Source organism: Krasilnikoviella flava (genome assembly GCF_900167525.1).
Taxonomy (GTDB): Bacteria; Actinomycetota; Actinomycetes; order Actinomycetales; family Cellulomonadaceae; genus Isoptericola; species Isoptericola flavus.
On record NZ_FUZQ01000003.1, the window covers coordinates 261507 to 288222 of the forward strand.

Sequence of the window (26716 nt, forward strand, 5' to 3'; positions counted from 1 at the left end):
GAACATGCCCGCCCAATCGTCCGATGAATCCTTCCAATCCTGGATTGAATCGTGCTAATTTCCGTGGCATGACCACATCGACCGCAATGACGCGGCGCACTTTCGGGAAGCTCGCCGGAATCACCGCGACAGCCCTGCTGCCGTGGGCCCAGACCACGCGCGCCGTCGCCGCGGGACCTCCGGAGGTCGTCGAGACCGACACCCAGGTCGTTGTGGACAACGGCCTCGTCCGCCTCACCGTCGACAAGTCGAATGGTCGGACCACCTCGCTCGTCTACGACGGCGTCAACATGGTGGGTCGCGGCAACTACGACATGAACACCGTCCGCGAGGGCGGCGGCCTGCCGCTGCCCCCGGCGGACAACCACCTGACCGTGCGCGTCGAGCAGGACTTCGTCGACATCGCCTACCACCACAGCCCGTCGGGCGACATGCCGTGCTGGCTCGTGCGGCACCACGTGGTGCGCTCGGGCGAGGCGGGCATCCACCTCGCCTACAGCTACGAGCACCCGGCGGAGCTGCACGGCTTCCGCACCGACCAGCACCGGTACGTCTTCTACACCGCCGGCGGCGTCTTCACCCACGCCTCGGTGCCCGACGACGCCGACGCGGTCGCGTGGCGCGCCGCCGCGGCCCGCATGCCCACCGGCGCCGAGATCTCGAGCGCCGAGATGGTGATGGACGCGACCTACGACCTGGAAGGGACGGGCTCGGCCTACCCCCGCCGCTACTACACGAAGTACGACTGGGCCGTGTCCATGAAGGACCACAGCCTGCACGGGCTCTACGGCAGCGGCTACGGCATGTGGGCTGCCCTGCCGAACCTCGAGGCGTTCACCGGCGGACCGGTGCGCCAGGACCTGATCCTGCACCAGACCGGCAGCACGCCCGTGCTGCTCGTCGAGCCGCAGGCCACCCACTACGGCGCGCCGCCGGTCCGGGTCGCCGCGGGGCAGGCGTGGCAGAAGACCTACGGCCCGTACTTCGTCTACCTCAACAAGGGCGACGACCCGCGGGCGCTGCGCCGTGACGCCGCCCGCCAGGCGCGGTTCGAGACGCACGCGGAGTTCTACGACCGGCTCGCGATCGAGGGCTGGACGCCCACCGCCGAGCGCTCCCGCGTGCGCGGCACGGTCCGGGTCCCCGGGGTGCCGGTCCTCGACGGCGCCGTCGTCGTGCTGTCCGACAACGACACGCCCATGCAGGACTCCGTGCTCGGGCACAACTACTGGGCGGACGTCGAGGAGGGCGGGCGGTTCACCCTGGACCACGTGCGCCCCGGCACCTACCGCCTCACGGTCTACGGCGGCGGCCTCTGGGGCGAGTACGTGATCGACGACGTCAAGGTCGGTGCCGGCCAGGAGGTGACCCTGGGCCGCATGCTCTGGGAGCCCACGAGCCACGGGCGCACGGTGTTCCAGCTCGGCACGCCCACCCGCGACTCGGGCGAGTTCCGCCACGGTCGGGAGTTCCGGCGCTACGGGCTCTTCGAGTCCTTCCACGACGACTTCCCCGACGGCGTCACCTACACGGTCGGCACGAGCACCCCGCAGGACTGGAACTACCTCCAGTACCAGCGGTCGTACCCGGTCCAGGCGCCCGAGGGCACCGTGCTGCCGGAGGATGCGGAAGGCGTCCGGCTGTTCGACTTCGGCACCGCGTCCAGCCCCGTCGCCGACGGGTACGAGCGGGTCGCCCAGAACACCCTCTACGCCGCGGGCGGCGGCTTCGGCCTCGACCGCGCGGTCGACTCGCGCGACCGGGGGTCGGACGGCGACCTGCAGCGCGACTTCGTCGTCGGGTCCGGCTACACCTTCGCGGTGGACCTGCCCGACGGCGTGTACGAGGTCACCGTGCTCTCCGGCGACGACATCGCCGCGAACAACACCCAGGTCTCGTTCGGCGGCGGCGACCCCGTGGCCCTCGTCTCGGGCCGCGGCGAGTACGCCGTGCACACCGCCGAGGTGACCGTGTCCGGAGGCCGGCTCGACCTGCTGGCCGGCGGCGACGGCCGCATCAACGCCGTGGAGGTCCTCGCGGCGGACGCCGCTCTCCCGGTCCTCGGGAGCCTCGAGGTCGACGGCGCGGACCTGGTGCCGGGCTTCAGCACCTTCCGTTCCGACTTCGCCGCCGACCTGCCATGGGACCAGGGGTCCGTGACCGTCCGGGCTACGGGGCGGGGCGGCGCGCAGGTGACGATCGGGGGCGACGTCGTGCCCGAGGCAGGTCTCGCCGTGCCGCTGCACGCGCAGCGCACCGTCCTCGAGGTCGTCGTGACCGGGGGCGACGGCGGCGCGCCGACCACACCGACGACGTACCGCCTGCACGTGACCCGGCAGGAGAGCCCGTGGCGGATCCTGTTCGACCTCGGCCGCGCGCCGGCCCCCGGCGCCCAGGCCACCCTGACGATCGCGCTGGCGGCGTGGGCCATGGGCTCCGCGCTCCCGGTGCCGCCGGAGAACAGCAACCTCACCGTCACGGTGAACGGCGAGCCGTTCGTGTGGACCTTCGGGCCCGAGGACGCGAAGGGCGCCACGTACCGCAGCGCGCGGGGCGGACGGAACTACACCCGCGAGATCGCCTTCGACGCCGCCCTGCTCAAGCCGACGGGCAACGAGATCACGCTGCAGATCAACGACGGCGTCGAGCACCTGTGGAACGAGGCGGCCTACGACGCCATCCGTCTCGAGATCGCCTGAGCGACACCCGACCGTCACCGTCGGTCGAGCCTGTCGAGACCACGCCACCGGGTCTCGACAGGCTCGACCGACGAGGTCAGCGGCCCAGCACGTCCCTCGTCGCGACGTCGGGCCGCAGGTCCAGCCGCCGCAGCAGCTGCGCGTTGAGCGCCACCACCACGGTGGACAGCGACATGAGCAGCGCCCCGACAGACATCGGGAGCACGAACCCGACCGGCGCGAGCACGCCCGCCGCCAGCGGCACGGACAGCAGGTTGTAACCCGCCGCCCACCACAGGTTCTGCTTCATCTTGCGGTAGCCGGCCCGCGACAGCTCGATCACCGACAGCACGGAACGCGGGTCGTCGCTGGCGAGGATGACGCCCGCCGACGCGATGGCGACGTCCGTCCCGGCGCCGATCGCGATGCCGACGTCGGCCTGCGCGAGCGCCGGGGCGTCGTTGACGCCGTCGCCGACCATCGCGACCTTGCGGCCCTCGGCCTGCAGCCCCGCGACGCGCGCCGACTTGTCCTCCGGCCGGACGCCGGCGAACCACCGGTCGACGCCGAGCTCGTCGGCCACGGACCGCGCCACGGCCTCCGCGTCTCCGGTGATCATCACGACCTGTACCCCGAGCCGGTGCAGCGCCTCGACCGCCTCGGCGGCCTGGGGCCGCACCTCGTCCGCGAGCTTCAGCCCGCCGACGACGACGCCGTCGCGCAGCACGTGCAGGATGATCGCGCCGTCGGCGCGCCACGCCGCCGTCTGCGGCACCTCGCCCGCGCCCTGCTCCCCGAGCTGCTCCTCCAGGAGCCGCGGCCCGCCGACGCGCACCTCGTGGCCGTCGACGGTCGCCACCACGCCCACGGCGGGCGACGACGCGAAGTCGGCGGCGCGCGGGACGTCGAGGCCGCGGGCCTCCGCCGCCCGGACGATCGCCCGGGCCAGCGGGTGCTCGCTGTCCGCCTCGGCGGACGCGGCGAGCGCCAGGACCGCGTCGACGTCCAGGTCGGCGACCGCCGTGACGTCGGCGACCGTCGGCTCGCCCTTGGTCAGGGTGCCGGTCTTGTCGAAGAGGACGGCGTCCACGGTGCGCATGCTCTCCAGCGCGAGGCGGTCCTTGATGAGGACACCGCCGCGGGCGGCCCGCTCCGTGGCGATGGAGACCACCAGCGGGATGGCCAGGCCCAGGGCGTGGGGGCAGGCGATCACGAGCACGGTGACGGTGCGGACCACGGCGTCGTCCGGGAGGCCGAGCGCCGTCCACGCGACCGCGGTGACGACGGCGGCCCCGAGGGCGAACCAGAACAGCCAGCCCGCCGCACGGTCGGCCAGGCGCTGGGCCCGCGACGACGACGCCTGCGCCTCCGCGACCAGGCGCTGGATGCCCGCGAGGGCGGTGTCGTCGCCGGTCGCGGTGACCTCGACCCGCAGCCCGGAGTCGGTCGCGACGGTGCCGGCCGTGACGTCGTCGCCGAGCATGCGCGCCACCGTGCGGGACTCGCCCGTGACCATCGACTCGTCCATCTCCGCACGGCCGTCCACGACGCGGCCGTCGGCGGGGACGCTGCCGCCCGGGCGGACGAGGACGACGTCGCCCACGCGCAGGTCGGACGGCGCGACGGCGACGACGCGCTGGTCCGCACCCTCGCCGTCCACGCGCTCCGCCTCGTCGGGCAGCAGCGCCGCCAGCGAGTCGAGCGCCGAGGTGGTCTGGGCCAGGGACCGCATCTCGACCCAGTGGCCGAGCAGCATGATCACGACCAGCAGCGCGAGCTCCCACCAGAAGTCGAGCTGGTGGTCGAGGACGCCGAGGCTGGCGCCGAGCGACGCGACGAACGCCACCGTGATCGCCAGGCCGATGAGCAGCATCATCCCGGGCTTGCGCGCCCGGAGCTCCGAGACCGCCCCCGTGAGGAACGGCCTGCCGCCCCACACGAAGATCACCGTGCCGAGCACCGGCGACACCCACTCCACCCATGTCGCGCCAGGGAGCTCGTAGCCGAGCACCATCGCGAACATCGGCGACAGCGCGACGGTCGGCACCGCCAGCGCCAGCATGATCCAGAACAGCCGGCGGAACTGGCCCACGTGGTCGCCGTGGCCGGCGTGCCCGCCGTGGGTCGGCATCTCGTGACCCGCGTGCGCGTCATGGGTCGTCGTCATGTCGTGACCGCCGTGTGCGTCGTGGTCGTGCTCCAGGACGCGCGCGTCGTCGGGGCGTCGATGCCCCGGGTGCTGGTCGTGAGAGGAGTGGTCCACAGCTCGATCCTTGCCTCGGACGGACATGTTCGCGATCTCGACCGATACCCCTATGGGGTATCTGCCCGCCGCCAACCGTATACCCCTCCTCGGTATTTCGCGACATCTGTCGCACGGCGCACGACCGCATGCGCCGCAGCATGAAGGCGGGCCGGGAACAATCGCCGGGGGCGACGCGTTGCCGCATGGCCCCGTACACCGTACGAATCGAGGTCCTGTGCCCCAGCCCGCCACCCCGCACGCCACCACCGACACCCCCGCTGCCGTCGGCAGCGCCCTGGCGGAGGAGCAGGCCGCCCTCGACGCCGCCTGGTCACGACGCGCCACGGTCCTCGACGATCTCGAGGCCACGCTGGCCGCCGCTCGCCCCGAGGACGCCGCCGCCCGCGCCCGGATCGTCCGACTGCGGGGACGGCGGGCGGAGCTACGGCAGGCCGACCACGGCCTGGTGTTCGGCCGGCTCGACGGCGACGACGGCTCGGTGCGGCGGTTGGGACGCGTCGGGCTGCCGGGCGCGACCGAGGACGACGAGCCGCTGGTCGTCGACTGGCGCGCCGCCGTCGCCCGCCCGTTCTACACGGCGACGCCGGTGGACCCGCAGGGCGTGCGCCGCCGGCGGCACGTGCGCACCAGCGGGCCCGAGGTGGTCGGTGTCGACGACGAGCCGCTCGACGGCAGCCTCGACGACTCGGGCCTCGTCGGCGAGGGCGCCCTGCTCGCCGCGCTCGACGAGCGGCGCACGGGCCGGATGGGCACCGCCGTCGCGACCCTGCAGCGCGAGCAGGACGACGTGGTGCGCGCCGACGCCCGCACGCCGCTGGTGGTGCAGGGCGGCCCCGGCACGGGCAAGACGGTGGTGGCGCTGCACCGCGTCGCATACCTGCTCTTCGCGCTGCCGCACCTGGCCGAGCGCGGAGTGCTGGTGCTCGGCCCGTCGACGCGGTTCCTCGACTACATCGCCCAGGTGCTGCCCGCGCTCGGCGAGACGGCGGTCGTCTCCTCGACCTGCGACACGCTCGTGCCGGGCGTGCGGCCCACGCGCGCCGAGGGGCGCGACGTCGCCGAGCTCAAGGGCCGGTCGTCCTGGCTCCCGACGCTGCGCCGGTTCGTCGCGTCGCTCGAGCCGGACGACGGCCCGCTCGCCCTGGCGCTCGACGGCGAGGAGTACACGCTGCCCGCGGCCCGGGTGGCGGCCGCGCGCCGCGCCGCGGCGGGTGCGGGCTCGTACCACCAGGCCCGCGACCGGGTGACCGACCGCGTGCACGAGCTTCTCGTCGACGCCGTCGCCGACCGCCAGGCGGAGCTGCTCGCCCGCGCGGAGGAGGGGTTCGAGGACGTGCTGGGCCAGCTCGACGCCCGGCTCGCCGCCTCCGACGACCGGGCGCTGCACACCGGCGCGACGGGCTCCGACGTCGACGGCGTCCTGTCGGAGGCCGACCTCGACGCGCTGCGGGAGCGCGTCGCCGCCGACCGCCAGGTCGCCGCGACGCTCGACGCCTGGTGGCCCCGCCGCGACGCGGCCACCGAGCTGGCGCGGCTGCTGCACGACGCCGACCTCCTGGCCGACCACGGGCACGACCTCACCGCCGCCGAGGCGGCGCGCGTCGCCGCCGAGCCCACGGGCGAGGGCTGGTCGAGCAGCGACGTCCCGCTCCTCGACGCCCTCGCCGACCTCCTCGGCGACCCCGAGGAGGCCGGGCCCGGCGCGGACGACGCGGACCACGACGGCGTCTTCGTCGCCGGGCGCGCCGCTGCACGCCGGGACTGGGCGTACGGCCACGTGGTGGTGGACGAGGCGCAGGAGCTGTCCGGGATGCAGTGGCACATGGTGGTGCGGCGCTGCCCCACCCGTTCGGTCACCGCCGTCGGCGACATCGACCAGGCGTCGTCGGCGCACCGGCAGACGGACTGGGGCGAGGCCGTGAGCGACGCCCTCGGCGACCGCTGGCGCCGGGCCGACCTGACGATCTGCTACCGCACGCCGCGCGAGGTCATGGAGCTCACCGGCCCGGTGCTGCGCCGGGCGGGCAGCCGCAACGACCCGCCCCGCGCCGTCCGGTCGGCCCCGGTCGCGCCCTGGTGGGCCGAGGCCGACGACGCCACCTGGCCCGGCGTCGTCGCCGACGCCGTCGCGGGGATGGCCGGGCGGTACGAGGGCGGCACGGTGGGCGTGGTCGCACCCGCTGCCCGGCTCGGCGCGCTCCGCGACGTCCTGCCCGACGGCGTCCCCGCGATGTCCGCGACGGACGCGAAGGGCCTCGAGTGGGACGCCGCCGTCGTGGTCGACCCGGACGGCATCGCCGCCGAGCCGCGCGGCTGGAACGGGCTCTACGTGGCGCTCACCCGGTGCACGCAGGAGCTCGCCCAGGTGGCGGTGGGCACCCTCTGACCTTCCTCAAATCCCCTGCCGGGGCGCGGGCACGGCCATCAAGATGACGAGGCGACATCAACCGCCGCGAGCCGTGAAGCGAGGAACTCCCATGCGCGTCCTGGTGACCGGAGGCGCCGGGTACGTCGGGTCTCACACGGTGCTCCGGCTGCTCGGGGCCGGGCACGACGTCGTCGTCGTGGACGACTTCTCCCGCGGCTCCCCCGCGGCGCTGGACCGGGTCGAGGTCCTGGCGGGCAGGCCCGTGCCGGTGCACGTCTTCGACGGCGCCGACATCGATGCGCTGGAACGGCTCTTCGACGCCGAGGGCTTCGACGCCGTGCTGCACCTCGCCGGCATCAAGAGCCCGAGCGCCCGCGGCGTGCGGCCGCTGGACAGCTACGAGACCAACCTCGGCACCACGTTCACGCTGCTGCGCTGCATGGCCTGGTACGGCGTCGACCGGCTCGTCGTGTCGTCCTCGGCCGCCGTGTACGGCGAGGGCCGCGACCTGCCGCACGCCGAGGACACGCCGCTGGCCCCGACCGGGCCGGTGGGCCGCAGCCACGCGATGAACGAGCAGATCCTGCGCGACGTCGTGGCCGACGCCGGCCCTGCCCTGCGGGTGGGCGTCGTGCGGCACTTCTCCGCGGCCGGTGCGCACGCCTCCGGCACCCTCGGGCCGGACCGCACGGGGGCGTCCGCGAGCCTGCTCACCGCCGTCGCGGAGGCCGCGGCCGGGCTGCGCGACGGCCTCGAGGTGCACGGCGACGACCACCCGACGCCCGACGGCACGGCCATGCGCGACTACGTGCACGTCGACGACCTCGCGGCCGGGCACGTCGCCGCCCTCGAGGTGCTCGACGACGCCGACCAGCAGCTCTCCACCTGGAACCTCGGCGGCGGCCGCCCGACCAGCGTGCTGGAGCTGGTCCGCACGTTCGAGACCGTCACCGGCCGGGCGGTGCCGTACCGGGTCACCGGCCGCCGGGAGGGGGACGTCGCCGTGTCGTACGCCGACCCCGCCCGCGCCGAGGCCGAGCTCGGCTGGCGCGCCACCCGCGGCCTCGAGGACATCTGCCTCGACCTCTGGCGCTGGCACCAGCGCAACCCCACCGGGTACCCGGCGACGCTCGCGCCGTCGGCCCCGTGGCGCGGGGGCGTCGGCCACCGGCTCCGGCTGGTCTCCGCCGTCCCCTCCGCCGCGGCCTGGTAGCCAGGGCGGCGCCCGGGCTCAGTCCTTCGTGTCGCGGTAGTACTGCAGCGCGCCGGGGTGCAGCTCGACCGGGTCGGTGAAGATCGCGCGCACGCGGTCGAGGTTCGCCGCCGACGGCACCTGCGCGGCGATCTGCGACCGCGCGTCGAAGAGCGTCGACACCAGGGTGCGGGCCTCGGCGTCGGGCATGTCGCCGCGCACCATGAGGAAGTTCGGCACGGCGAGCGTCTCCACCACGCGCGACGACCCGTACATGCCCTCGGGCACGATGCCGTGCCGGTAGCCGCTGCCGTACCGGGAGCGCACCTCCTCGACCAGGTCGCCCAGGGGAACGAGGCGCACGGGCACGTCGTGTGCGAGCGTCGTCAGGCCGGGGGTGCGCAGGCCGCCGGACCAGAAGAACGCGTCGATCTCCCCCGCCCGCAGCGCCGCGATCGAGCCGTCGAGGCCCAGGCTGGCGTCCGTGAGGTCGGCGGCGGGCAGGTCGGTCGCGGCGAGCAGCCGGTGGGCGATGAGCGCCGTCCCGGACTGCGGCGCGCCGAGGGAGACGCGCTTGCCCCGGAGATCGTCGATGGTCCGGACGGCGGAGTCGGCAGGCACCACGAGGTGCAGGAAGTCGTCGTACACGCGGGCCAGCGCGCGCACGTCGAGCGGCTCGTCGAACTCCCCCTCGCCCGCGACGGCGTCCCGCGCCGCGTCGGCGGCGGAGAACGCCACCTGCGCCGTGCCGGCGTCGAGGCTCTCCAGGTTCTCCACCGACCCGCCGGACTGGTCGACCTCGACCGGCACGTCGTAGCGGTCGGTCAGCACCTGCGCGAGCGCCGTCCCGTACGCGTGGTAGATGCCGGTCGAGCCGCCGGTGGCCACGGTGAGCGCCTCGGGCCGCTGCCCGTCCCACGGGTCGCCCGCGCCGGCGTCGCCCACGCAGCCGGCGAGCACCGGCAGCGCCAGCAGCACCGCACCCAGCGCGGCCAGCACGCGCGCCGCCCGCGCGGACGGCGCCGTCACGACGTCCCCTCCGCCGTGTCGCCGAGGGTGCCGCGGGCGGGAACCCGCAGCCGGACCTCCAGGCCGCCGCCCGCCGGCAGCCCCAGGCGCAGCCCGCCGCCGCCGGTGGCGAGCAGCTCGGACGCGATCGCGAGGCCCAGCCCGGAGCCGCGCACGGTGCTGTGGCCGGGCGAGCGCCAGAACCGCTCCGCGAGGCGGTCCAGCTCCTCGTGCGGGACGCCCGCACCGTGGTCGCGCACGACGACGTCGACCGCGTCGGGGTCGTCGTGCGCGACGGCGACCGTGACGTCCACCCGGCCGCCCACGGGCGAGAACTTCACGGCGTTGTCCAGGACGGCGTCGAACGCGCACTCCAGCACGATCGGGTTCAGCTCGGCCCACACGCTGCCGTTCCCGTCGCTCCCGTCGATGCGGAGCTCCCGCCCGACGGCGAGCAGCCGCCAGTTCTCGACCCGCCGCGCGACCAGCTCCGTGACGTCCAGGGGGTGGGCGCCCGCGGCCAGGTTCGCGTCGTCGGCCAGGAGCAGCAGGGCGTCGAGGATGTGCGCCATCCGGACCGCCTCGGCTCGCACGTGCGCGACCTCGGTGGCGTGCTCGGGCGGCGTCGACAGGGCGAGGTCCTCGACGCGCAGCATCAGCGCGTTGAGGGGGTTGCGCAGCTCGTGCGAGGCGTTGGAGACGAACTCCTGCTGCCGGTGCATGGAGTGCTCCACCTGGCCGGCCATCGCGTTGAACCGGGTGATCACCTCGCGCAGCTCGGGCGGGCCGGTGGACGGCGGGATGCGGGCGTCGAGGCGCCCGCGCCCGATCTCGCCCATCGCGGTGTCCACGGCGCGCACCGGCCGCAGCACCCAGCCGGCCGTACGGTGCGCGATGACGACCGCCAGCACGCACATCGCCAGGCCCGCTGCGACGAGGATGCCCCAGCTCGACCAGATGCTGCGGGAGACCTCGTCCGCGTCGGACACGGTGACGACGGCGCCCACCAGATCGCCGCCGTCGTACACGGGCTCGGCCACCACCACCCGCTCGGCCTTCCACGGCAGCGAGCTGAGGTCGGCCTCGCCCCGTCGGCCCGCGAGCGCCGCCTGCCGCTCGTCCACCGCCGCGGGGTCGAGCCCGTTGGAGGCCCACGTGGCGCCCGACTGGTCGACGACGGCCGCGTCCACCCCGTACACCTCGCGGTAGCGGTCCAGGTCGCCCTCGACGATCGTCGGGTCGTCCGCCGTCAGCGACTGCCGCGCCGTGATGACCAGGTACCCGGCGTCGGACAGCCGGTCGAGGTAGACCTCCTGCTGGTTGGCGCGCGCCATGTTGCCCGCGTACGCCGTGCCGAGCAGCGCCAGCACCAGCACGCAGGGCACGAACAGGATGATCGCCAGCCGGGTCCGCATCGACGCCTAGGCCCCCGCACCGCGCGGCGCGGCCCCGTCGCCGCCGTCGGGCACGGCCACCCGGTAGCCCACGCCGCGCACCGTCTCCACCACGTCCGGCTCGCCGAGCTTGCGGCGCAGCGACGCGACGTGCACCTCCAGCGTGCGGCCCAGCCCCTTCCAGCTGGACCCCCACACGTCCCGCAGGATCCGCTCGCGCGTGAGGACCGAACCCTGCTGGCGCACGAGCAGCGCGAGCAGGTCGAACTCCTTGCGGGTCAGCTCGACGACGGTGCCCACGGCGTCGCCCACCCGGTCCCCGACCGCGCCGGCCGTGCGCCGCACCTCGCGCCGCGCCAGGTCTACCACCAGGCCGCGCACCCGCACGCGCGCCTCGGCCGCGTCCGCGCGGGCGCCGTCCCACTCGCGCCCCCGGCCGCGCCGCATGACGGCGTCGATCCGGGCGAGGACCTCGCGCACGTCGTACGGCTTCGTCACGTAGTCGTCCGCACCCAGCTCGAGACCGCGGATGCGCGCGTCGAGCCGGGTGCGGGCGGTCACCATGATGATCGGGGTGTCCGAGACGCGGCGGATGCGGCGGCAGACCTCGAAGCCGTCGATGTCGGGCAGCGACAGGTCGAGCAGCACCATGTCGGTGCGCGGGCTGAGCTCCCGCAGCGCGGAAGCACCGTCACGCGCGCGCACCACCTCGTAGCCGTGCCGGCCGAGCACGGACACGAGTGCGCCCGCGACATGGTCGTCGTCCTCGACCACGAGCAGCTGCACGGGACTGTCCCTCCGTCGGGCGCCTGGAGCGCACAGGTTAGCGGAGCGTCGCACCTTCGGTCAGAGCCAGCCCACGCGGCGGAAGACGCGGTAGAGCACCACGCACCCCACCGCCATGAGCAGCAGCGCGAACGGGTAGCCGAGCAGCCAGTGCAGCTCCGGCATGCGGCGGAAGTTCATGCCGTAGATCCCGGCCACCACGGTGGGGTAGACGAGGATCGCCGCCCACGCCGAGATCTTGCGCATGTCCTCGTTCTGCCGCACCGAGACCTGGGACAGGTGCACCTGCAGCATGTCGGAGAGCAGGTCGTCGTGGGCGTCGAGGTGCCGGTCGATCCGCTCCACGGTGGACGCCACCCGCTCCAGGGTGCGCCGGTCGGCGACGACGCGCCGCTCGTCCCCGTCCTGGGTGAGCTCGGGGAGCTCCGCCGCCATGGGCAGCAGCGCGCGCCGGGCCTCCGTGATCTCCCGCTTGAGGTCGTACAGGCGCTGCACCGGGTCGGCCGTCGCGCGGTCGAAGACGATCCGCTCGGTGTCCGCGACGGCGTCCCCGAGCGCGACCTCGACCTCCGACGCCGCGCCCACCAGGGCGAGCACCACCGCCAGCGCCACCCGCTGCGCCCCCGAGTCGTGCGCCGGGCCCGGGCCGCGCAGCCTCTCCAGCGCGCGGTCGTGCACCCCCGCGCCGCCCGCCTCGAAGGTCAGCACCAGCTCCGGGCCCACGAGGATGCCGAGCTCCCCCGTGTGCACCTGCCGGTCCGTCTCCGTGAACCACACCGTGGGGGTGAGCACCGCGACCCAGTCGTCGTCGAGCCACCGCACCGCGGCCACCGGCCGCTTGGGCACCTCCCGCGACATGGCGTGCACCCCCGCCAGCCGGTCGCGCAGCGCCGGGTCGAGCTCCTCAGCCGCGGCCAGGAAACCCTGCTTGCCCTCCGCGTGCAGCCAGCGCGCCGGGTGCGCGGCGTCGGATGCGTCGACCGGAGCACCGTGCGTCCCGACGAACCACACCTTCGCGCCCGCAGGCGTCTCCTCGTCCGTCACCCCCGCATTCTCGGACGAACCGGTCGCGTCGGCGCGGTGGGGTCATTGACGATGACGACCGCAAAGTACATAGTTCATGATCAATACTCACTCCGAGTCGAGCGGAGACTCTCGTGACCTGGATCGTCGTAGGCGGCTTCGCCGTGGAGCCGATCGTGCTTGTCCTCGCCCTCGCGCTCGTCGCCGGCGGGCTGCTCTGGTGGGACGGACGGCGCACAGTCGCCCCCACCACGTCTGCCCGACGCGGCATCCGGCACGCGACGATCACGTTCGCCGTCGCGCTGACCCCACTGGTCGTCGGGATGGCCTCCCCTGTGCTGGTCTTCTACTTCGGGCTTCTGGCGCCCCGGCTCGAGCCCCGCCTACTCGCGATCGCTCCCACCATCGGGCTGTGGGCTTTCCTCGCCGTCCAGACGGTCGGCGAGCTCACCTGGCCCGGGCCGCGCGGCTCGCACCGGGAGGCACGACTGGTTGCCCGCACCGCTTCCGACGTCGTCGGCCACGCCGCCCGGCGGTGGATGTGGGCGACGGTCGCCGTGCTCGCCGCCGCCGGTGGCGCCCTCGCCCTGGCCGCGGACGGCCCGCGGACGATCGCCCGTCTCGCCGACGGCGCCGTCGCGGCACAGACCTCGTTCCCTGGGTGGTCGTGGACCATCCCGGTGCTGGCAGTGGCGATGGTCGCCGCCGGCGCCACCGAGGCGGTGCTGCGGCTCGTCGCCTCGCGTCCCGCCGTCGAGGGGGTCGACGGGTACTGGGACATGTGGCTGCGCCGCCGCGCTGCCCGACGCCTGGTGCGCGTCACGCAACTGGTCCTCGGGCTCACCCTCGCGGGGCTCGTCGGGCTCGCCGGCCTCTCGCTCCGCTGGCTCGGCCTGGCGGTCATGGCCGGCGAGGCACCAGCTGTCGGATCGAGCGTGCACGTCCTTGTCGGGGACGTGCTGTGCGGGATCGCGATAGCCGCCGTCGCCGCCTCGCTCGTCGCAGCGGCCTGGCCTGCGCGCGACCCCGCACCGCAGTCCACAATCGGGCAGGTCCCCGCAGGGGCGCGGTCATGACTCTCACCGTCCGGATCGACACGACCTCGCCGGTGCCACACTACGAGCAGCTCCGGTCCCAGCTCGCCGCACTCGTCACGGCGGGCACCCTGCCCGATGGCGAGCGCCTGCCGACCGTCCGTGCCCTCGCCCACGACCTCGGTATCGCGCCTGGCACGGTGGCACGCACCTACCGCGACCTGGAGGCGGCCGGCCTGGTCACCACGCGACGCCGGGCGGGCACACTCGTCACCGCGCCCGCGGCGACCCTCGACCGGGCCGCCGTGACCGAGGAAGCGCGGCGATTCGTCCGGCTGGCCCGTGACCACGGCCTCACAGATGCGGAGGTGCGCGACGCCATCGCGGCAGAGCTGGTGCTGTCCCCTCGCATCGGCTGCGGCTGATCGGGCGGCACTTCGCGTTCAGATCGGCCGTTCCCACCGGATCGGCAGTTCGAGCTGCCGGCAGGAACCTCAGCTGCCGAGATGAGCGGCTTCCTGCACGGGCTGAGCGTCAGCGGCGTCCGCGGCCCGAGAGGCGACGAGCGCCGCCCCGGCACCCGCGACGACGAAGATCGCACCGAGGGCGAGCCAGCCGGGCGTGCCGAACTGGATGGGCAGGGCGGTCACCACGACGGGAGCCGCCATGCCGGCGAGCGCGTAGCCGGTCTGCGACAGGCCCTGGTAGGCGCCCGCACGACGCGGGTCGGCGAGCTCGAACGCCATGCCCCAGCCGCCGGCCTCGGACAGCACCTCGCCAAGGGAGTGCGCGACGGCGGCGAGCACCAGCAGCGCCGTCGCGGCCACGAGGCTGCCGTGGCCGGCCGCCGCGTACAGCACGCACGCGACCGCCAACAGCAGGGCACCCCGGCGCACGGCACGGCCCGCGCCCCGGACGTCGTGCGTGCCGCGCGACGCCCGCACCTGCAGCAGGGCCACGACCGCCGTGTTCACCACCAGCAAGGCGGACACGACGGCGGTGGGCGCGTCCGTGCTCGCGACCCAGAGCGGCACGCCCACCGTCATGACGCCGAACTGCATGGCGACGACGGCGTTGAGGACGACGCTCGCGACGTAGGTGCGGTCGCGCAGCGGGTGCGGGGCGTCGGCGGCCGCGCCGGCGCCGTCCTCGCCCGCGTCCGACGGCGACGGCGACGGCGACGGCGACGGCGACGACGGAGCGTCCGCCAGCATCCGCGCGGCGAGGCCCGGGACGCGGCGCGGCAGGGTCACGAGCGGCACGACGGCGCCGAGCAGCAGCAGCGCCGTCGCGACCATCGCGGTGCGGTACGCGGCCGCGGTGTCGATCAGCAGCGCGACGGCGGCGGCGAGGGTGCCCAGCCCGATGAGGACGTTGGTCACGACGCGCAGCCGCGCTCGCACGTCCACGCGCTCGGGGCCGGTGAACCAGCGGGCGAGCAGCGCCTGCCGCGCCGTGGACTGCACGCCCCGTCCTGCGCTGACGACGACCGCCACCGCCGTGAAGCTCACGACGTCGGACGTGAACGAGTACGCGGCCAGCGCCAGCGCCTGCGCCACCAGGCCCCACACCTGCACCCGGTGCGCGCCGCGCCGGTCCGACCATCGCCCGGCGAGGTACGAGCCGAGCACCCCCGCGCCGCCGGCGATCCCGAGGCCGAGCCCGACCGTGGCCGCGGACAGCCCGACCACCCGCGTGAAGTACAGGACCGACACGGTGTAGAAGATCCCGGTCGACGCCGCGAAGGCCATGGTCGAGAAGGTGAGCGCGCGCGCCACGGGGTCCCGCGGGAGGAGGGTCTGGATCACGGGCACCAGTAAGCGCCCCCGACGCCGGGCAACGAATCGATGTAGTCCTGCGCTACACCTATGCTCGCTCCGTGGGATGGATGCGCTACGAACTGGCCGGCATGGACCTCGCCGACGTCCGGTTCGCCGTCTCCCCGCTGAACGAGCTGGTCCTGTCGCTGCGCACCTGGCGTGACCCGGGTCGCTACCCGCTCCACCTGCCGTGGTTGCGTCGCACCCAGGAGGCCCGCTCGCGCCTCGACGGCGAGATGCTGCTCGCGCTGACCAACGAGGTGCTGTGGACGCCGGACTTCCTCACCCCGCGCCCGCGCAGCCCGCTCACCCGGATCGACGACGAGCTGGCCGCCGTCGCCGCGACCGGGGACGACGTCGTCGCCCGCGAGCTCGCCGCCCTGCACTCGGGCGGCCGCCCCGCTCCGCTCCGCGACCCGCTCCCCCGCGTGCGGCGACGGGCGCTCGACGCGCTGACCGCCTACTGGGACTCGTGCTTCGCGCCGTACTGGCCCCGGATGCGCGCCGTGCTCCAGGCCGACGTCGTGCACCGCGGAGCGGTGATCTCCGCGCGCGGGGCGGGCGCGATGTTCGCCGACCTCGCCGACCGGGTGTCCTTCGCCGACGGCGTGGTGAGCGTGCAGCTCGGGAGCTCGACGAAGGACCTGCGACGGGCCACGACCGGAGAGGGCCTGACGCTGGTGCCCACACTGTTCACCGGTGGCGCGTCCGCCCCCATCTCCGCCGACGAGCCGCCGATGATCATGTACGGCGCGCGCGGCACGGGGACGCTGTGGCAGGCGGAGCAGCAGGTCGCGGACGACGCCCTGGTCGCCGTCCTGGGCCGCGCGCGGGCGGGGCTGCTCACCGCGCTGGAGCGACCCGCGTCGTCCACCGAGCTGGCCCGCCGCCTGGACGTCACGACGAGCGCCGTGAACCAGCACCTGCGCGTCCTGCGCGACGTGGGCCTGCTGACCTCCGCCCGCGCCGGCCGGTCGGTGCTGTACCTGCGCTCCGAGGTGGGGGACGCGCTGGTCGGGCCGACCCGCTGAGCGGTCAGGCGCCGACGCGCGCCAGGTGCGCATCGAGCACGTCGAGCGCCCACCCGGCGTCGGCGCCGGGCTCCTGCCGCACGACGTGCAGCGCGAGGCCGTCGACCAGCGCGTGCAGCTCCCGCACCTCGAGGTCGGACGGCGGGCGCCCGGTCAGTGCGGCGAGCGCCCGCGCGCAGACGTCGTGGATCGCGTCCTGCGAGGCGCGGTGCCCCTCCCGCAGGGCGGGGTCGGTCATGGCGGCGGTGCCGAGGGCGAGGTAGGCCTCCATCTCGGTGCGGCGCTCGGCGTCGAGCGGCAGGAGCTGCGCCAGCACGGCGCGCGACCAGCCCTCGCCGTCTTCCACGGCGTCCACCCGCTCCAGCAGCCGCTCGAGCACCAGCGCCACGGCGCGCTCGCGCACGCTGGCCACGGTGGGGAAGGTGTAGCGCAGGGAGCTCTGGGGCAGGCCGGCCTCGGCCGCCACGTTGCGCACGGACAGGGCCTCCAGGCCGTCGCGCACGAGGACGCGCCACGCGGCCTCGGACACCTGGCGGCGGCGTTCGTCACGGTCGAGCTTCTGGGGCACGCGGCCCATGTTCGCACAGTCGTGCGAAGTGTGCTAGAACTGTCTTCGCACGATCGTGCGAAGACAACCACCCGATCCCGATCGAGAGGAAGTGAGAACCGTGGACTGGCTGATCCTCATCGCCGCCGGCGTCATGGAGGCCGTCTGGGCGACCGCGCTCGCCGCGTCGCGCGGCTTCAGGCGGCCGGTGGCGACGATCGTGTTCGTCGTCGGCCTGGCCCTGAGCATGTGGGGGCTGGCGCACGCGATGCTCACCATCGAAGTGGGCACCGCCTACGCCGTGTGGGTGGGCATCGGCGCCGTGCTCACGGTGCTCGTCGCCATCGTGCGCGGCGACGAGCGGCTGACCGTCGCCCGCGCGCTGCTGCTGGTCGGCCTGGTCGGGTCGGTCGTGGGACTCAAGGTGGTGAGCTGACATGAGCGCGAAGAACGCGAACGGGGCCGCCTGGGGCGTCCTCCTGGCGAGCTCCGTGCTGGAGGCCGTCTGGGCCACCGCCCTGCACGCCAGCCACGGGTTCACGCAGCCCGGCCCGACCACCCTCTTCGTCGTGGCGCTGGCTCTGAGCATGCTGGGCCTGGGGTACGCCGCGAAGCACCTGCCGATCGGCACGGCCTACGCCATCTGGACGGGCATCGGCGCGGCACTGACCGTCGCGTGGGCGATGCTCACGGGCACCGAGACGGCGTCGCTGCTGAAGGCCCTGTTCCTCCTCGGCATCATCGGCTGCGCCATCGGCCTCAAGCTGGTCGGCGACAAGGCCGACCGTCGCGAGGCCGACGACCGGGCGGCCGCGACCGCCGACTGACACGAGACCCCCGGGACGCCCGCCCCCCGGGGGTCTCGCCGTCGCGCACGGCCCGGCTCAGGCCGCCCGCGCCCCTGCCGCGCCGACGACGGGGCGCCGGGGGCGCAGGAGCACCACCGCGACGACGACACCCAGCAGGACGAGCCCCGCGTTGACCGCGACGGCGACGGTCACGCCGTGGTGGACGGCCGATGCCGTCACCCCGCCCGCCGAGGCGGCCGCGACCACCGCCGACATGATCGGCGTCCCCAGGGTGATGCCGACCTGCTGCGACATCGAGGCGAGGCCCGTGGCCAGCCCCTGCTCCGCGTCGGGCAGGCCGTTCGTGGCCGTGACCATGAAGCCGACGATCACGAGCATGTTGCCGATGCCGCCGACGAAGGTCGCCGGCAGCAGCAGCGCGAGGGCGGCCGTGGTCCCCGTGCCCAGGAGGAGCAGCGCGGCGGTGGCGACGGCCTGCACGACGCCGCCGACGACGAGCGTGGTGCGGGTCGACGTCCGCGCGATCACCCGGGGCGCCACCAGGCCGCCCAGGACGGTCCCGACGCCCAGCACCCCGAACGACAGCCCGGCGGCCAGCGGCGTGAAGTCGAGGGTCCGCTGCAGGTACAGGGTCAGCAGATAGACCAGCGACGTCTCGGTGGCGAAGGCGATGACGCCGATCGCGTTCCCCCAGGCGACGTTGCGTCGCCGCAGCACGCCCAGCGGCACCAGCGGCTGCGCGACGCGGCGCTCGATCAGGACGAACGCCACCAGCAGCAGGGCACCGGCCGCGAGGCCGGCGAGGGCGTGCGGGTCGGACCAGCCGTGCTCGCCCGCCTGGGTCAGGCCGTACACGAGGCCGAGCAGGCCGAGGGTGACCGTGAGGGCGCCGGGCAGGTCCAGTCGCGGCCGGACGGCGGGCCGCGACTCCCGGATCACGAGCGGGGCCACCACCACGACGGCGAGCGCGACGGGCACATTGACGAAGAACGCCCAGCGCCACGAGAACAGGTCCGTCAGGACGCCGCCCAGGATCGCCCCCGCGGTGAAGCCCGCGGACATGAGCGCGCCGTTGATCCCGAGCGCCTTCTGGCGCAGCGGCCCCTCCGGGAACGACGTCGTGAGCAGGGACAGGCCGGCGGGCGTGGCGGCCGCGGTGGCGAGCCCCTGGGCCACGCGGGCGGCGAGGAGCATCTCGGGCGTGGTCGCCAGGCCGCCCACCAGGGACGACACGCCCAGCAGCGCCAGGCTGCCGACGAAGATCCGCTTGCGCCCGACCAGGTCCCCGATCCGGCCGAAGAAGAGCGTGAGGCCGGCGGCCGCGAGCGCGAACGAGGTCGCGATCCACTGGAGGCCGGAGAGCGGGAAGCCCAGACCGTCCCCGATCGCGGGGAGCGCGACGTTCAGGATCGAGAAGTCGACGGCGAGCATGAACTGCGCGACGAGCAGGACGGCGAGGACGAGCCGCATCCTGCCCGTGAGGCGCGGGGGCGCAGGCCGGGGCGGTGCGGTGCGGTGCGCGGTCGTGCGGGGCGCGGTCCTCGGGGCGGAGCTGACGGTGGTCATGACGATGGGTCCTTTCGTCACCCGGGGCCGCAGGGAGGCGGCGGCGCGGGACAGGGGCGGGAACAGGGGACCACTAATGGATCTGTAGTCCCGTTACTGCCGAACGTAGCACCAGGACGACGCAATGGGAACTGCAGTTCCGATAACATGGCCCACGGGTCGCTCGGGCCCGTCGAAGGAGGAGGTCACCCATGCCCGCACGACCGCACCAGGACACGACGGCGGACGACCCGCGCACCGCCGAGACCGCCCCCGGCACCGTGCGCCCCGGCGGCCGGACGGCGCGCGTCCGCGAGGCGGTCCTGCAGGTGGCCGGCGACACCCTGGCCACCGAGGGCTTCGCGGCGCTCGACCTGGCCGAGGTGGCGCGTCGCGCGGAGGTCGGCAAGACCACGGTGTACCGCCGCTGGGGCACCCCCGGGGCGCTCGCCGCCGACCTGCTCGTCGAGATGGCGGAGACGTCGCTCCCCCGCGCAGACACCGGCACCCTCGACGGCGACCTGCAGGCCAACGCGCGGCTGGTCGTGAAGACCCTCACGGACCCTCGGCAGGGGGCGCTCTTCCGCGCCCTGATCGCCGCCTCGTTGTGCAACGACCAGGCGGCCGACGCCCTGCACCGCTTCTACGCGGTCCGCATCGGGGAGTGGGCAGCGTGCGTCACGGACGCCGTCGCCCGCGGCGAGGTCCCCGCGGGCACCGACGCCGACGCCGTCGTCGCCGCCGTCTCCGCGCCCCTCTACTACGCCATGGTCAACGTGGGCCGCCCCCCGGTGCAGGCCGACGCCGACCGCGCAGCCGGGGCCGCGGCCGCCGCGGCGCGCGCCGGCGTCTGGGCCTAGCGGTCACCGCGCGCGGCGTCAGACCTCGCGGCGGTGCACGACCTGCGCCGCGGCCTGGTCGCGCGGCATGAGCAGCACCTGGTCGACGTTGACGTGCGCCGGGCGGGTGGCGATCCACGCCACCGTCTCGGCGACGTCCTCGGCCGTGAGCGGCTCGACGCCCGCATAGACGGCGTCCGCCCGCTCCTGGTCACCCTTGAAGCGCACCAGGGAGAAGTCGGTGTGCACCATGCCGGGGTCGATCTCGCTGACGCGCACGGGCTGGCCGAGCAGCTCGAGGCGCAGGACCCGGGTCAGCGCGGCCTCGGCGTGCTTGGCCGCGTTGTAGCCGGCGCCGCCCTTGTAGGGCTCGCGGCCGGCGATGGAGCCGATGGTGATGACCTGGCCGTCGCCGCTCGCGATCAGGCGCGGCAGCAGCGCCTTGGTGACGCGCACCGTGCCGAGCACGTTGATGTCGTACATGCGCTGCCAGTCGGCGAGGTCGGCCTCGGCCACGGACTCGGTCCCCAGCGCGCCGCCGGCGTTGTTGACGAGCAGGTCGCAGCGGCCCGGCCCCGCGTCGATCGCCGCCGCGAACGCCTCGACGGACGCGTCGTCCGTGACGTCGAGCGGGAGCGCGGTCCCGCCGGTCTCGGCGGCCACCTGCTCGAGCCGGTCCATCCGGCGGGCGCCGAGAACGACATGGAAGCCCGCCGCCGCGAGGGCGCGGGCGCTGGCCGCGCCGATCCCGCTGCTGGCTCCGGTGACGACGGCGACGCGGGCGGTGCTGGGCGGGGTCGACATGGAGAGGCCCTCCTCGGGAGCGGGAACCGGTCGGCGCGGCGTCGACCTCGGGGATTCCCGATGCTAGTCGTCGACGCCGCGTCGCTCCGAGAGCAGACGTCTCAGCCGTTGAACGTGCCGGGGTGCGGGCCGGTGCGCCCATCGCGCTCGAGCCCGTCGACGGCGGTCAGCTCGGCGTCGCTGAGCTCGAAGTCGAGGACGTCGAGGTTGGCGGCGATCCGCGCGGGCGTCACGGACTTGGGGATGACGACGCGGCCCTGCTGCAGGTGCCAGCGCAGCACCACCTGGGCGGGCGTGACGCCATGGGCGCGGGCGGCGTCGACGACGGGCGCGTCGCCCAGGACGGCACCCTGCGCCAGCGGGCTCCAGGCCTCGGTGACGGCGCCGTGGCGGGCGTTCGCCGCGACGGTCTCGCGGTTCTGCAGCGCCGGGTGCAGCTCCACCTGGTTCACGACGGGGTTGCTGCCGCCGAGCGCCGCGACGCGGTCGAGGTGCTCGGGCAGGAAGTTGGACACGCCGATCGACCGGGCCAGGCCGGCGTCGCGCAGGTCCTCCAGGCCCTGCCAGGCGTCCAGGTAGGCGTCGGTCGCGGGGGCCGGCCAGTGGACGAGGTACAGGTCCACGTGGTCGAGGCCGAGCTTCCCGAGGCTCTCCTCGAGACCCTCGCGGGCCGACGCCCGGCCGAGCCTGTCGACCCACAGCTTGGTGGTGACGAACAGCTCGTCGCGGGCGACGCCGGACTCGGCCAGGGCGCGGCCCACGCCGCGCTCGTTGCCGTAGACGGCGGCCGTGTCGATGCTGCGGTAGCCCGCCTCGAGGGCGGAGCTCACGGCGGCCGTGGTCTCGGCGTCGGGCACCTGGAAGACGCCGAAGCCGAGCTGAGGCATGGTGCGGCCGTCCGAGAGAGAGACGGAGGGGACGTGCGTGGTCATGATGATCCTTCCGGTGGTGCGGTGCTGGAGCGTCGGGGTCAGACGGCCGCGGGTGCGAGCTCGTGCTCGACGTCGCGCGGCCGGGCGAGCTCGCCACCGCGGGTGCGGACGGCGACCAGCAGGACGCCGAGCCCGACGACGGTGATGGCGGCGCCCACCCACAGGGGCGAGGTGTAGCCCGCGCCGGCGGCGAGTGCGAGGCCCGCGGCCCAGGCACCGAACGCGTTGCCGACGTTGAACGCGGCGATGTTGGCGCCGGAGCCGAGCGTGGGGGCGGCTTCCGTGAACCGCATGATGCGGGCCTGCAGGCCGGGCACGGTGGCGAAGCCGAAGCCGCCCATGAGCAGCAGCGCGACCACGGTCGCGACCTTGCTCTGCGCGGTGAGCGCGAAGACGACGAGCACGGCCGCCAGCACCGCGATGACGGTGACGAGCGCCTTGACGAGGTTGCGGTCGGCGGCCCGGCCGCCGAGGACGTTGCCCGCGAAGAGGCCGGCGCCGAAGACGACGAGCAGCCACGGCACGACGGCGGCGCTGAAGCCGCTGACCTCGGTGAGGGTGAAGGCGATGTACGTGAACCCGCCGAACATGCCCCCGAAGGCGAGCACGGTGACCGCCATCGACAGCCAGACCTGGCGGTCGCGGAAGATGCGGAACTCCGACAGCACGGAGCCGGTGGAGCGATGCTCGACGCGCGGCACGAGGACCGCGATGCCGATCAGACCGAGCACGCCGATGGCGGTGATGGCCCAGAAGGTGGCGCGCCACCCGGCCGCCTGGCCGAGGAACGTGCCGAGCGGCACGCCCGCCACGTTCGCGACGGTGAGCCCGCCGAACATGAACGAGATGGCGGCGGCACGGCGGTTCGCGGGCACGAGGTCGGCCGCGACGACCGCCCCGATGCCGAAGAACGCGCCGTGGCACAGGGCGGCGACGACCCGCCCGGCCATCGTCATCCCGTAGGTGGGCGCGACGGCGGACAGCAGGTTGCCGGCGATGAACAGGACCATGAGCAGCATGAGCGCCTGCTTGCGCGGCACCCGGGAGAGAGCCGCGGTGAGGGCGATGCCGCCGACGGCGACGGACAGGGCGTAGCCGGAGATGAGGTAGCCGGCCACCGTCTCGGTGACGCCGAAGTCGGCGGCCACCTCCGGCAGCAGGCCCATGATGACGAACTCGGTGAGTCCGATGCCGAAGCCCCCGAGGGCGAGGGCGTACAGCGCGGCAGGCATCGTGCCTCCATGAGGGTGAGGGTGGGGACGCGTCCGGCCCGGTGTGAGGCCGGACGCAACTACCGGCGCGTGCATTAGTTGCACGCGCAACGTTCTAGATAGTTGCACACGCGCTATATAGGCGCAAGGCGCTATGCTGTGACCCGGACGACGGGCTGCCACGAGCCCGCGAGGAGGCCGACATGGGAATCGCCGACGACGCCGTCGAGATCCGCGCACGCGGGTGGCGCACGCTCGCCGCGCTGCACGGGCTGATCGAGACCGACCTGGAGCGCGCGCTGCAGAAGGAGCACCAGCTGTCCGTCGTGGAGTTCACCGTGCTGGACGCGCTGAGCCGCCAGGACGGCTGGCACATGCGCATGCAGCAGCTCGCGCGTGCCGCCGCGCTGTCCAGCAGCGCCACGACGCGCCTCGTGACCCGCCTCGAGGACCGCGCACTGCTCACGCGCATCCTGTGCGCCGACGACCGCCGCGGCATCTACACCGAGCTCACGCCCGGCGGCCGCGCCCTCCTGGAGAAGGCCCGGCCCACGCACGACCGCGCGCTCGAGGACGCCCTCACGCGCGCCGAGAAGATCCCCGAGATCGCCCCGCTGGCGTCGTCGCTGCACGAGGTCGCGGCGGTCTGACGGCGGCGCCGCCCTCGCCCGAGGCGTGTCGGCGCGCGGTGCCATGCTGCCCGCATGCCGATCACCGTCGATGAGCTGCGTGACCACTTCCTCGCCGCCTGGGGTCCCGACACCTGCTATCCGCACATGAGCCTGGAGTGGTCCCGCGAGAACCCGTCACGCGACCAGTGCGGCATGACCGCCCTGGTCGTCCAGGACATCCTGGGCGGCGACCTGGTCCTCGCCGAGGTCCACGTCGACGGGGCCCAGATCGGCCACCACTACTGGAACCGGCTGCCCGACGGCACGGACGTCGACCTCACGGCGGACCAGTTCCGGCCGGAGGAGACGGTCGTCGGCGGCACCGTGGTGGCCCGGCCCCCGGACGCGCCTCGCTACCACCGGGAGCAGTACGAGCTCCTCCGCGACCGGGTCCTCGAAGCGCTGGGCGCCGCGCCCCGGCGCTGAGGCGCGGTCCGCGGAGGCCCCGCAGTTCAGCAGGGCCGGTCGACCGGATTCGCAGCGCCTCGCGGGATGCCCGCCGTCGCGAGCAGGTCCTCGTGCAGCTCCATCCACACCCCGTGGACGGAGGCCGCGCCGAGGCCGGCCACGCGCGCGCCGTCACCGCCCCGAGCCGCCGTCAGGGCGTCGTCGAGCCGCCGGTCGTAGCCCGCGAACCGAGCGAGCTCGCCCGCGAGAGCGGCGAGCACCGGTCGCACGCCGTCGACGACGGCGGCGAGCTCGTCGAGCACGCGGGCGTCCCAGTCCGCGTCCCGGTGGTCGTTGACGTCGAGGCGCCCGCCGTCGCCGGGGCGCAGCTGCCAGTCGGTGCACGCCCGCAGCAGCCGGGAGTTCAGCGGGTCGAACGCGGCGACCGCCTCGCGCACGACGGTGGCGGCGCGGCCGCTCGGGTCGGCGGCCAGCTCCGCGGCGAGGCGACGCTCGCCCTCGGCCCGGCCTCGGTCCGTGAGAGACCATCCGCCCGACCCGGCGAACTCCGCCCAGGTCACGTGCCCGTACGCCTCGAGGTCGAGCAGGAGCTCGCGAGCGGTGTCGGGCGCGACTCCCGCCCGTTCGGCGACCGCGGCGTCGTCCGCCGTGCCCCGGACGCGGACGGCGTGCAGCACGAGCAGCTCGGGCTCCGACGCGCGGCTCACGACGCCTCCCCCGCCCCCGCCGACCGGGCGACGAGCCGGTCGAGCCGCTGCTGCACCGCCTGCGGGGAGCCGAGGCCGAGCGCCCCGGCCATGCGCCCCCACGTGTGCCCGGCGGCGCGGGCGGAGAACAGCGCCGCGACCTCGAGCTGCTCCGCCTCGGCGCGCGCCGAGGGCGCGAGCGCGAGGGCGGCGAGCGCCCCCGCGGCGTCCTGCGCGGGGGTGAGCTCCCCGCGCGCGGAGCGCCACAGGTAGTGGCGCACGAGGTCGGTCGCCGACGGCGGCACGGATGCCGGCTGCCAGGGGCGCGGCATGAGCGCGTCGGCGCCGAGGTCGAGCAGCACACGGCGGGCGCGGGCCTCGTCGTCGGCGGCACCCTGGTCGGCGTCGTGGGGCTTGCGTTCCATCCCGCGACGGTGGACCATCAACGAATTGTTGTCAACATCATGTTGAAGGTGAGGCGATCTCGTGCCCGCGGTGCTCCCGCTCGACGCCGCCTCGTCGGCGCACGGCGGCAAGGCCGCCACCATCGGCCGGCTGCTTCGCGCCGGGCTGCCCGTCCCGGACGGCTACGTCGTGCCCGCCGGCGTCCCGGAGCGGGACCTGCCGGAAGCCGTCGCCGCAGGGCTCGACCGGCTCGACCGGCCCGGGCCCGTGGCGGTGCGGTCGTCCGCGGCGGACGAGGACGGCGCGCGCGCGTCGGCGGCCGGGCAGTACGACACGGTGCTCGGCGTGGTCGGCACGGCCGACGTCGTCCGGGCGGTCGCGACCTGCCGAGCGTCGGCCGCCGGACCACGGGCCACCGCCTACCGGGCGGCGACGGCGGGCGCGGGCGGGGGCGGCGCCGACGGGTCCGGCGTCGAGGTCGCCGTCCTCGTGCAACGGCTCGTCGGCGCCCGGGCGGCAGGCGTGCTCTTCACCGGCGCCGGGCGCACGGTGGTCGAGGCGTCGTGGGGCCTGGGCGAGAGCGTCGTGCAGGGCGCCGTCGACCCCGACCGGTTCACGGTGACCGGCGGGCGCGTCGTCGAGCGCCGCACCGGCGACAAGCGCACGCGCGTCGACCGCTCCGCCGCCGGCACCACCACCCGCGACGTCCCGCCCGCCGACCGGGCCCGCCCCAGCCTCGACGACGACGCGGTGCTGCGCCTCGCCGCGCTGGGCGAGCGAGCCGCGAGCCTCCTCGGCGGGCCGCAGGACGTGGAGTGGGCGGTGGACCACGACGGCGCCGTCTGGCTGCTGCAGTCCCGGCCGGTCACGGCCGACCTCCCCTCGGACCGGGCGCACGACGACCGGCCAGGGGCGTTGCGCGGCACAGGGGCGAGCGGCGGACGGGCGACCGGACCGGCACGGGTGGTGCGCGGGCCGGACGACTTCGGCACGGTCCGGCCGGGCGACGTCCTGGTCTGCCGCGAGACGGACCCGGCGTGGACGCCGCTGTTCGGCGTCGCGGCCGCCGTCGTCACCGAGACGGGCGGGCTGCTGTCGCACGCGGCGATCGTCGCGCGCGAGCTCCGCCTGCCCGCCGTGCTCGGTGTGGCCGCCGCGACCGACGTCCTGCGCGACGCCGGCACGGTCGCCGTCGACGGCGACGCCGGGACGGTCACACCCACCTGACCTGCGACCGGGCTGGACGACCCGTGGACGCC

At 74.9% G+C, this 26716-nt stretch carries 25 protein-coding genes; 12 read left to right on the plus strand and 13 right to left on the minus strand.

Translation table 11 applies throughout. The annotated features are described in order from the left end of the window. Positions 1-68 precede the first annotated feature (68 nt). On the plus strand, positions 69-2699 hold the full coding sequence (locus tag B5Y66_RS09205; protein ID WP_176168830.1) for a polysaccharide lyase family protein: 2631 nt from the start codon (positions 69-71) through the stop codon (positions 2697-2699). Positions 2700-2775: 76 nt separating this feature from the next. Here the strand turns inward: B5Y66_RS09205 and B5Y66_RS09210 are convergent, their stop codons facing one another. Next, positions 2776-4968, minus strand: coding sequence for a heavy metal translocating P-type ATPase (locus B5Y66_RS09210; protein WP_079573732.1), 2193 nt, complete (start codon positions 4966-4968; stop codon positions 2776-2778). A gap of 190 nt (positions 4969-5158) precedes the next feature. On the opposite strand from B5Y66_RS09210, the gene B5Y66_RS09215 reads away from it, so the two are divergent. Together B5Y66_RS09215 and galE are read left to right on the plus strand one after the other, a co-directional pair. Beyond that, a complete protein-coding gene (locus B5Y66_RS09215; RefSeq protein ID WP_245807022.1) occupies positions 5159-7330 on the plus strand; it encodes a HelD family protein in 2172 nt (723 codons plus the stop codon). Positions 7331-7421: 91 nt separating this feature from the next. Further along, positions 7422-8525 carry a UDP-glucose 4-epimerase GalE gene (gene galE, locus B5Y66_RS09220; protein ID WP_079573736.1) on the plus strand — a complete coding sequence of 368 codons (1104 nt, stop codon included), beginning with the start codon at positions 7422-7424 and terminating at the stop codon, positions 8523-8525. Positions 8526-8543: 18 nt separating this feature from the next. Here the strand turns inward: galE and B5Y66_RS09225 are convergent, their stop codons facing one another. The 4 genes from B5Y66_RS09225 to B5Y66_RS09240 are packed head-to-tail and all read right to left on the minus strand — an operon-like array spanning position 8544 to position 12736. Beyond that, a complete protein-coding gene (locus B5Y66_RS09225; protein ID WP_139820814.1) occupies positions 8544-9533 on the minus strand; it encodes a TAXI family TRAP transporter solute-binding subunit in 990 nt (329 codons plus the stop codon). Further along, positions 9530-10927 (minus strand): sensor histidine kinase, encoded by a 1398-nt coding sequence (locus B5Y66_RS09230; RefSeq protein ID WP_079573738.1) that lies wholly within the window; start codon positions 10925-10927, stop codon positions 9530-9532. The genes B5Y66_RS09225 and B5Y66_RS09230 overlap by 4 nt, the downstream gene beginning before the upstream one ends. A 6-nt stretch (positions 10928-10933) precedes the next feature. After that, on the minus strand, positions 10934-11692 hold the full coding sequence (locus tag B5Y66_RS09235) for a response regulator transcription factor (protein ID WP_079573740.1): 759 nt from the start codon (positions 11690-11692) through the stop codon (positions 10934-10936). A gap of 60 nt (positions 11693-11752) precedes the next feature. Then, complete coding sequence (locus B5Y66_RS09240) at positions 11753-12736, minus strand: CorA family divalent cation transporter (protein WP_079573742.1); 984 nt, start codon at positions 12734-12736, stop codon at positions 11753-11755. A gap of 113 nt (positions 12737-12849) precedes the next feature. Here B5Y66_RS09240 and B5Y66_RS09245 point away from each other — a divergent pair, with 113 nt between their 5' ends. Together B5Y66_RS09245 and B5Y66_RS09250 are read left to right on the plus strand one after the other, a co-directional pair. Beyond that, positions 12850-13791 (plus strand): hypothetical protein, encoded by a 942-nt coding sequence (locus tag B5Y66_RS09245; RefSeq protein ID WP_079573744.1) that lies wholly within the window; start codon positions 12850-12852, stop codon positions 13789-13791. Further along, entirely contained in the window at positions 13788-14174 is a 387-nt protein-coding gene (locus B5Y66_RS09250) for a GntR family transcriptional regulator (protein ID WP_079573746.1), read from the plus strand. The genes B5Y66_RS09245 and B5Y66_RS09250 overlap by 4 nt, the downstream gene beginning before the upstream one ends. 69 nt (positions 14175-14243) lie before the next feature. On the opposite strand, the gene B5Y66_RS09255 is transcribed toward B5Y66_RS09250, so the two are convergent. After that, the gene (locus B5Y66_RS09255; protein ID WP_217700765.1) at positions 14244-15557 is read right to left on the minus strand and encodes an MFS transporter; all 1314 of its coding nucleotides are present in this window, start codon (positions 15555-15557) and stop codon (positions 14244-14246) included. Positions 15558-15637: 80 nt separating this feature from the next. Here B5Y66_RS09255 and B5Y66_RS09260 point away from each other — a divergent pair, with 80 nt between their 5' ends. After that, positions 15638-16600: an ArsR/SmtB family transcription factor gene (locus B5Y66_RS09260; protein ID WP_079574417.1), complete on the plus strand. Its 963-nt coding sequence runs from the start codon at positions 15638-15640 to the stop codon at positions 16598-16600. A gap of 4 nt (positions 16601-16604) precedes the next feature. On the opposite strand, the gene B5Y66_RS09265 is transcribed toward B5Y66_RS09260, so the two are convergent. Continuing rightward, positions 16605-17168: a TetR/AcrR family transcriptional regulator gene (locus B5Y66_RS09265; RefSeq protein ID WP_079574420.1), complete on the minus strand. Its 564-nt coding sequence runs from the start codon at positions 17166-17168 to the stop codon at positions 16605-16607. A gap of 100 nt (positions 17169-17268) precedes the next feature. Here B5Y66_RS09265 and B5Y66_RS09270 point away from each other — a divergent pair, with 100 nt between their 5' ends. Together B5Y66_RS09270 and B5Y66_RS09275 are read left to right on the plus strand one after the other, a co-directional pair. Continuing rightward, positions 17269-17583 carry a DMT family transporter gene (locus B5Y66_RS09270; RefSeq protein WP_079573748.1) on the plus strand — a complete coding sequence of 105 codons (315 nt, stop codon included), beginning with the start codon at positions 17269-17271 and terminating at the stop codon, positions 17581-17583. A gap of 1 nt (position 17584) precedes the next feature. Then, on the plus strand, positions 17585-17974 hold the full coding sequence (locus B5Y66_RS09275) for a DMT family transporter (protein WP_079573751.1): 390 nt from the start codon (positions 17585-17587) through the stop codon (positions 17972-17974). Positions 17975-18031: 57 nt separating this feature from the next. Here the strand turns inward: B5Y66_RS09275 and B5Y66_RS09280 are convergent, their stop codons facing one another. Beyond that, on the minus strand, positions 18032-19522 hold the full coding sequence (locus B5Y66_RS09280; RefSeq protein WP_079573753.1) for an MFS transporter: 1491 nt from the start codon (positions 19520-19522) through the stop codon (positions 18032-18034). 191 nt (positions 19523-19713) lie between these two features. Between B5Y66_RS09280 and B5Y66_RS09285 the strand changes: the two genes are divergently transcribed. Further along, on the plus strand, positions 19714-20361 hold the full coding sequence (locus B5Y66_RS09285) for a TetR/AcrR family transcriptional regulator (RefSeq protein ID WP_079573755.1): 648 nt from the start codon (positions 19714-19716) through the stop codon (positions 20359-20361). 18 nt (positions 20362-20379) lie between these two features. Here the strand turns inward: B5Y66_RS09285 and B5Y66_RS09290 are convergent, their stop codons facing one another. The 3 genes from B5Y66_RS09290 to B5Y66_RS09300 all read right to left on the minus strand — a co-directional run bounded on the left by B5Y66_RS09290 (position 20380) and on the right by B5Y66_RS09300 (position 23308). Continuing rightward, positions 20380-21144: an SDR family NAD(P)-dependent oxidoreductase gene (locus B5Y66_RS09290; RefSeq protein WP_079573757.1), complete on the minus strand. Its 765-nt coding sequence runs from the start codon at positions 21142-21144 to the stop codon at positions 20380-20382. A gap of 101 nt (positions 21145-21245) precedes the next feature. Then, positions 21246-22076, minus strand: a complete 831-nt coding sequence (locus B5Y66_RS09295) for an aldo/keto reductase (protein ID WP_079573760.1) — start codon at positions 22074-22076, stop codon at positions 21246-21248. 38 nt (positions 22077-22114) lie between these two features. Continuing rightward, positions 22115-23308, minus strand: a complete 1194-nt coding sequence (locus B5Y66_RS09300) for an MFS transporter (protein ID WP_079573762.1) — start codon at positions 23306-23308, stop codon at positions 22115-22117. A gap of 182 nt (positions 23309-23490) precedes the next feature. On the opposite strand from B5Y66_RS09300, the gene B5Y66_RS09305 reads away from it, so the two are divergent. Next, a complete protein-coding gene (locus tag B5Y66_RS09305; protein WP_079573764.1) occupies positions 23491-23937 on the plus strand; it encodes a MarR family winged helix-turn-helix transcriptional regulator in 447 nt (148 codons plus the stop codon). A 54-nt stretch (positions 23938-23991) separates the two neighbouring features. Then, positions 23992-24384: a YunG family protein gene (locus tag B5Y66_RS09310; RefSeq protein ID WP_079573766.1), complete on the plus strand. Its 393-nt coding sequence runs from the start codon at positions 23992-23994 to the stop codon at positions 24382-24384. Positions 24385-24410: 26 nt separating this feature from the next. Here B5Y66_RS09310 and B5Y66_RS09315 read toward each other — a convergent pair whose 3' ends face one another. Then, complete coding sequence (locus B5Y66_RS09315) at positions 24411-25073, minus strand: transcriptional regulator (RefSeq protein WP_079573768.1); 663 nt, start codon at positions 25071-25073, stop codon at positions 24411-24413. After that, complete coding sequence (locus tag B5Y66_RS09320; protein WP_079573770.1) at positions 25070-25477, minus strand: hypothetical protein; 408 nt, start codon at positions 25475-25477, stop codon at positions 25070-25072. The genes B5Y66_RS09315 and B5Y66_RS09320 overlap by 4 nt, the downstream gene beginning before the upstream one ends. A gap of 61 nt (positions 25478-25538) precedes the next feature. On the opposite strand from B5Y66_RS09320, the gene B5Y66_RS09325 reads away from it, so the two are divergent. After that, a complete protein-coding gene (locus B5Y66_RS09325; RefSeq protein ID WP_245807023.1) occupies positions 25539-26684 on the plus strand; it encodes a PEP/pyruvate-binding domain-containing protein in 1146 nt (381 codons plus the stop codon). The last annotated feature ends 32 nt before the right edge of the window (positions 26685-26716 follow it).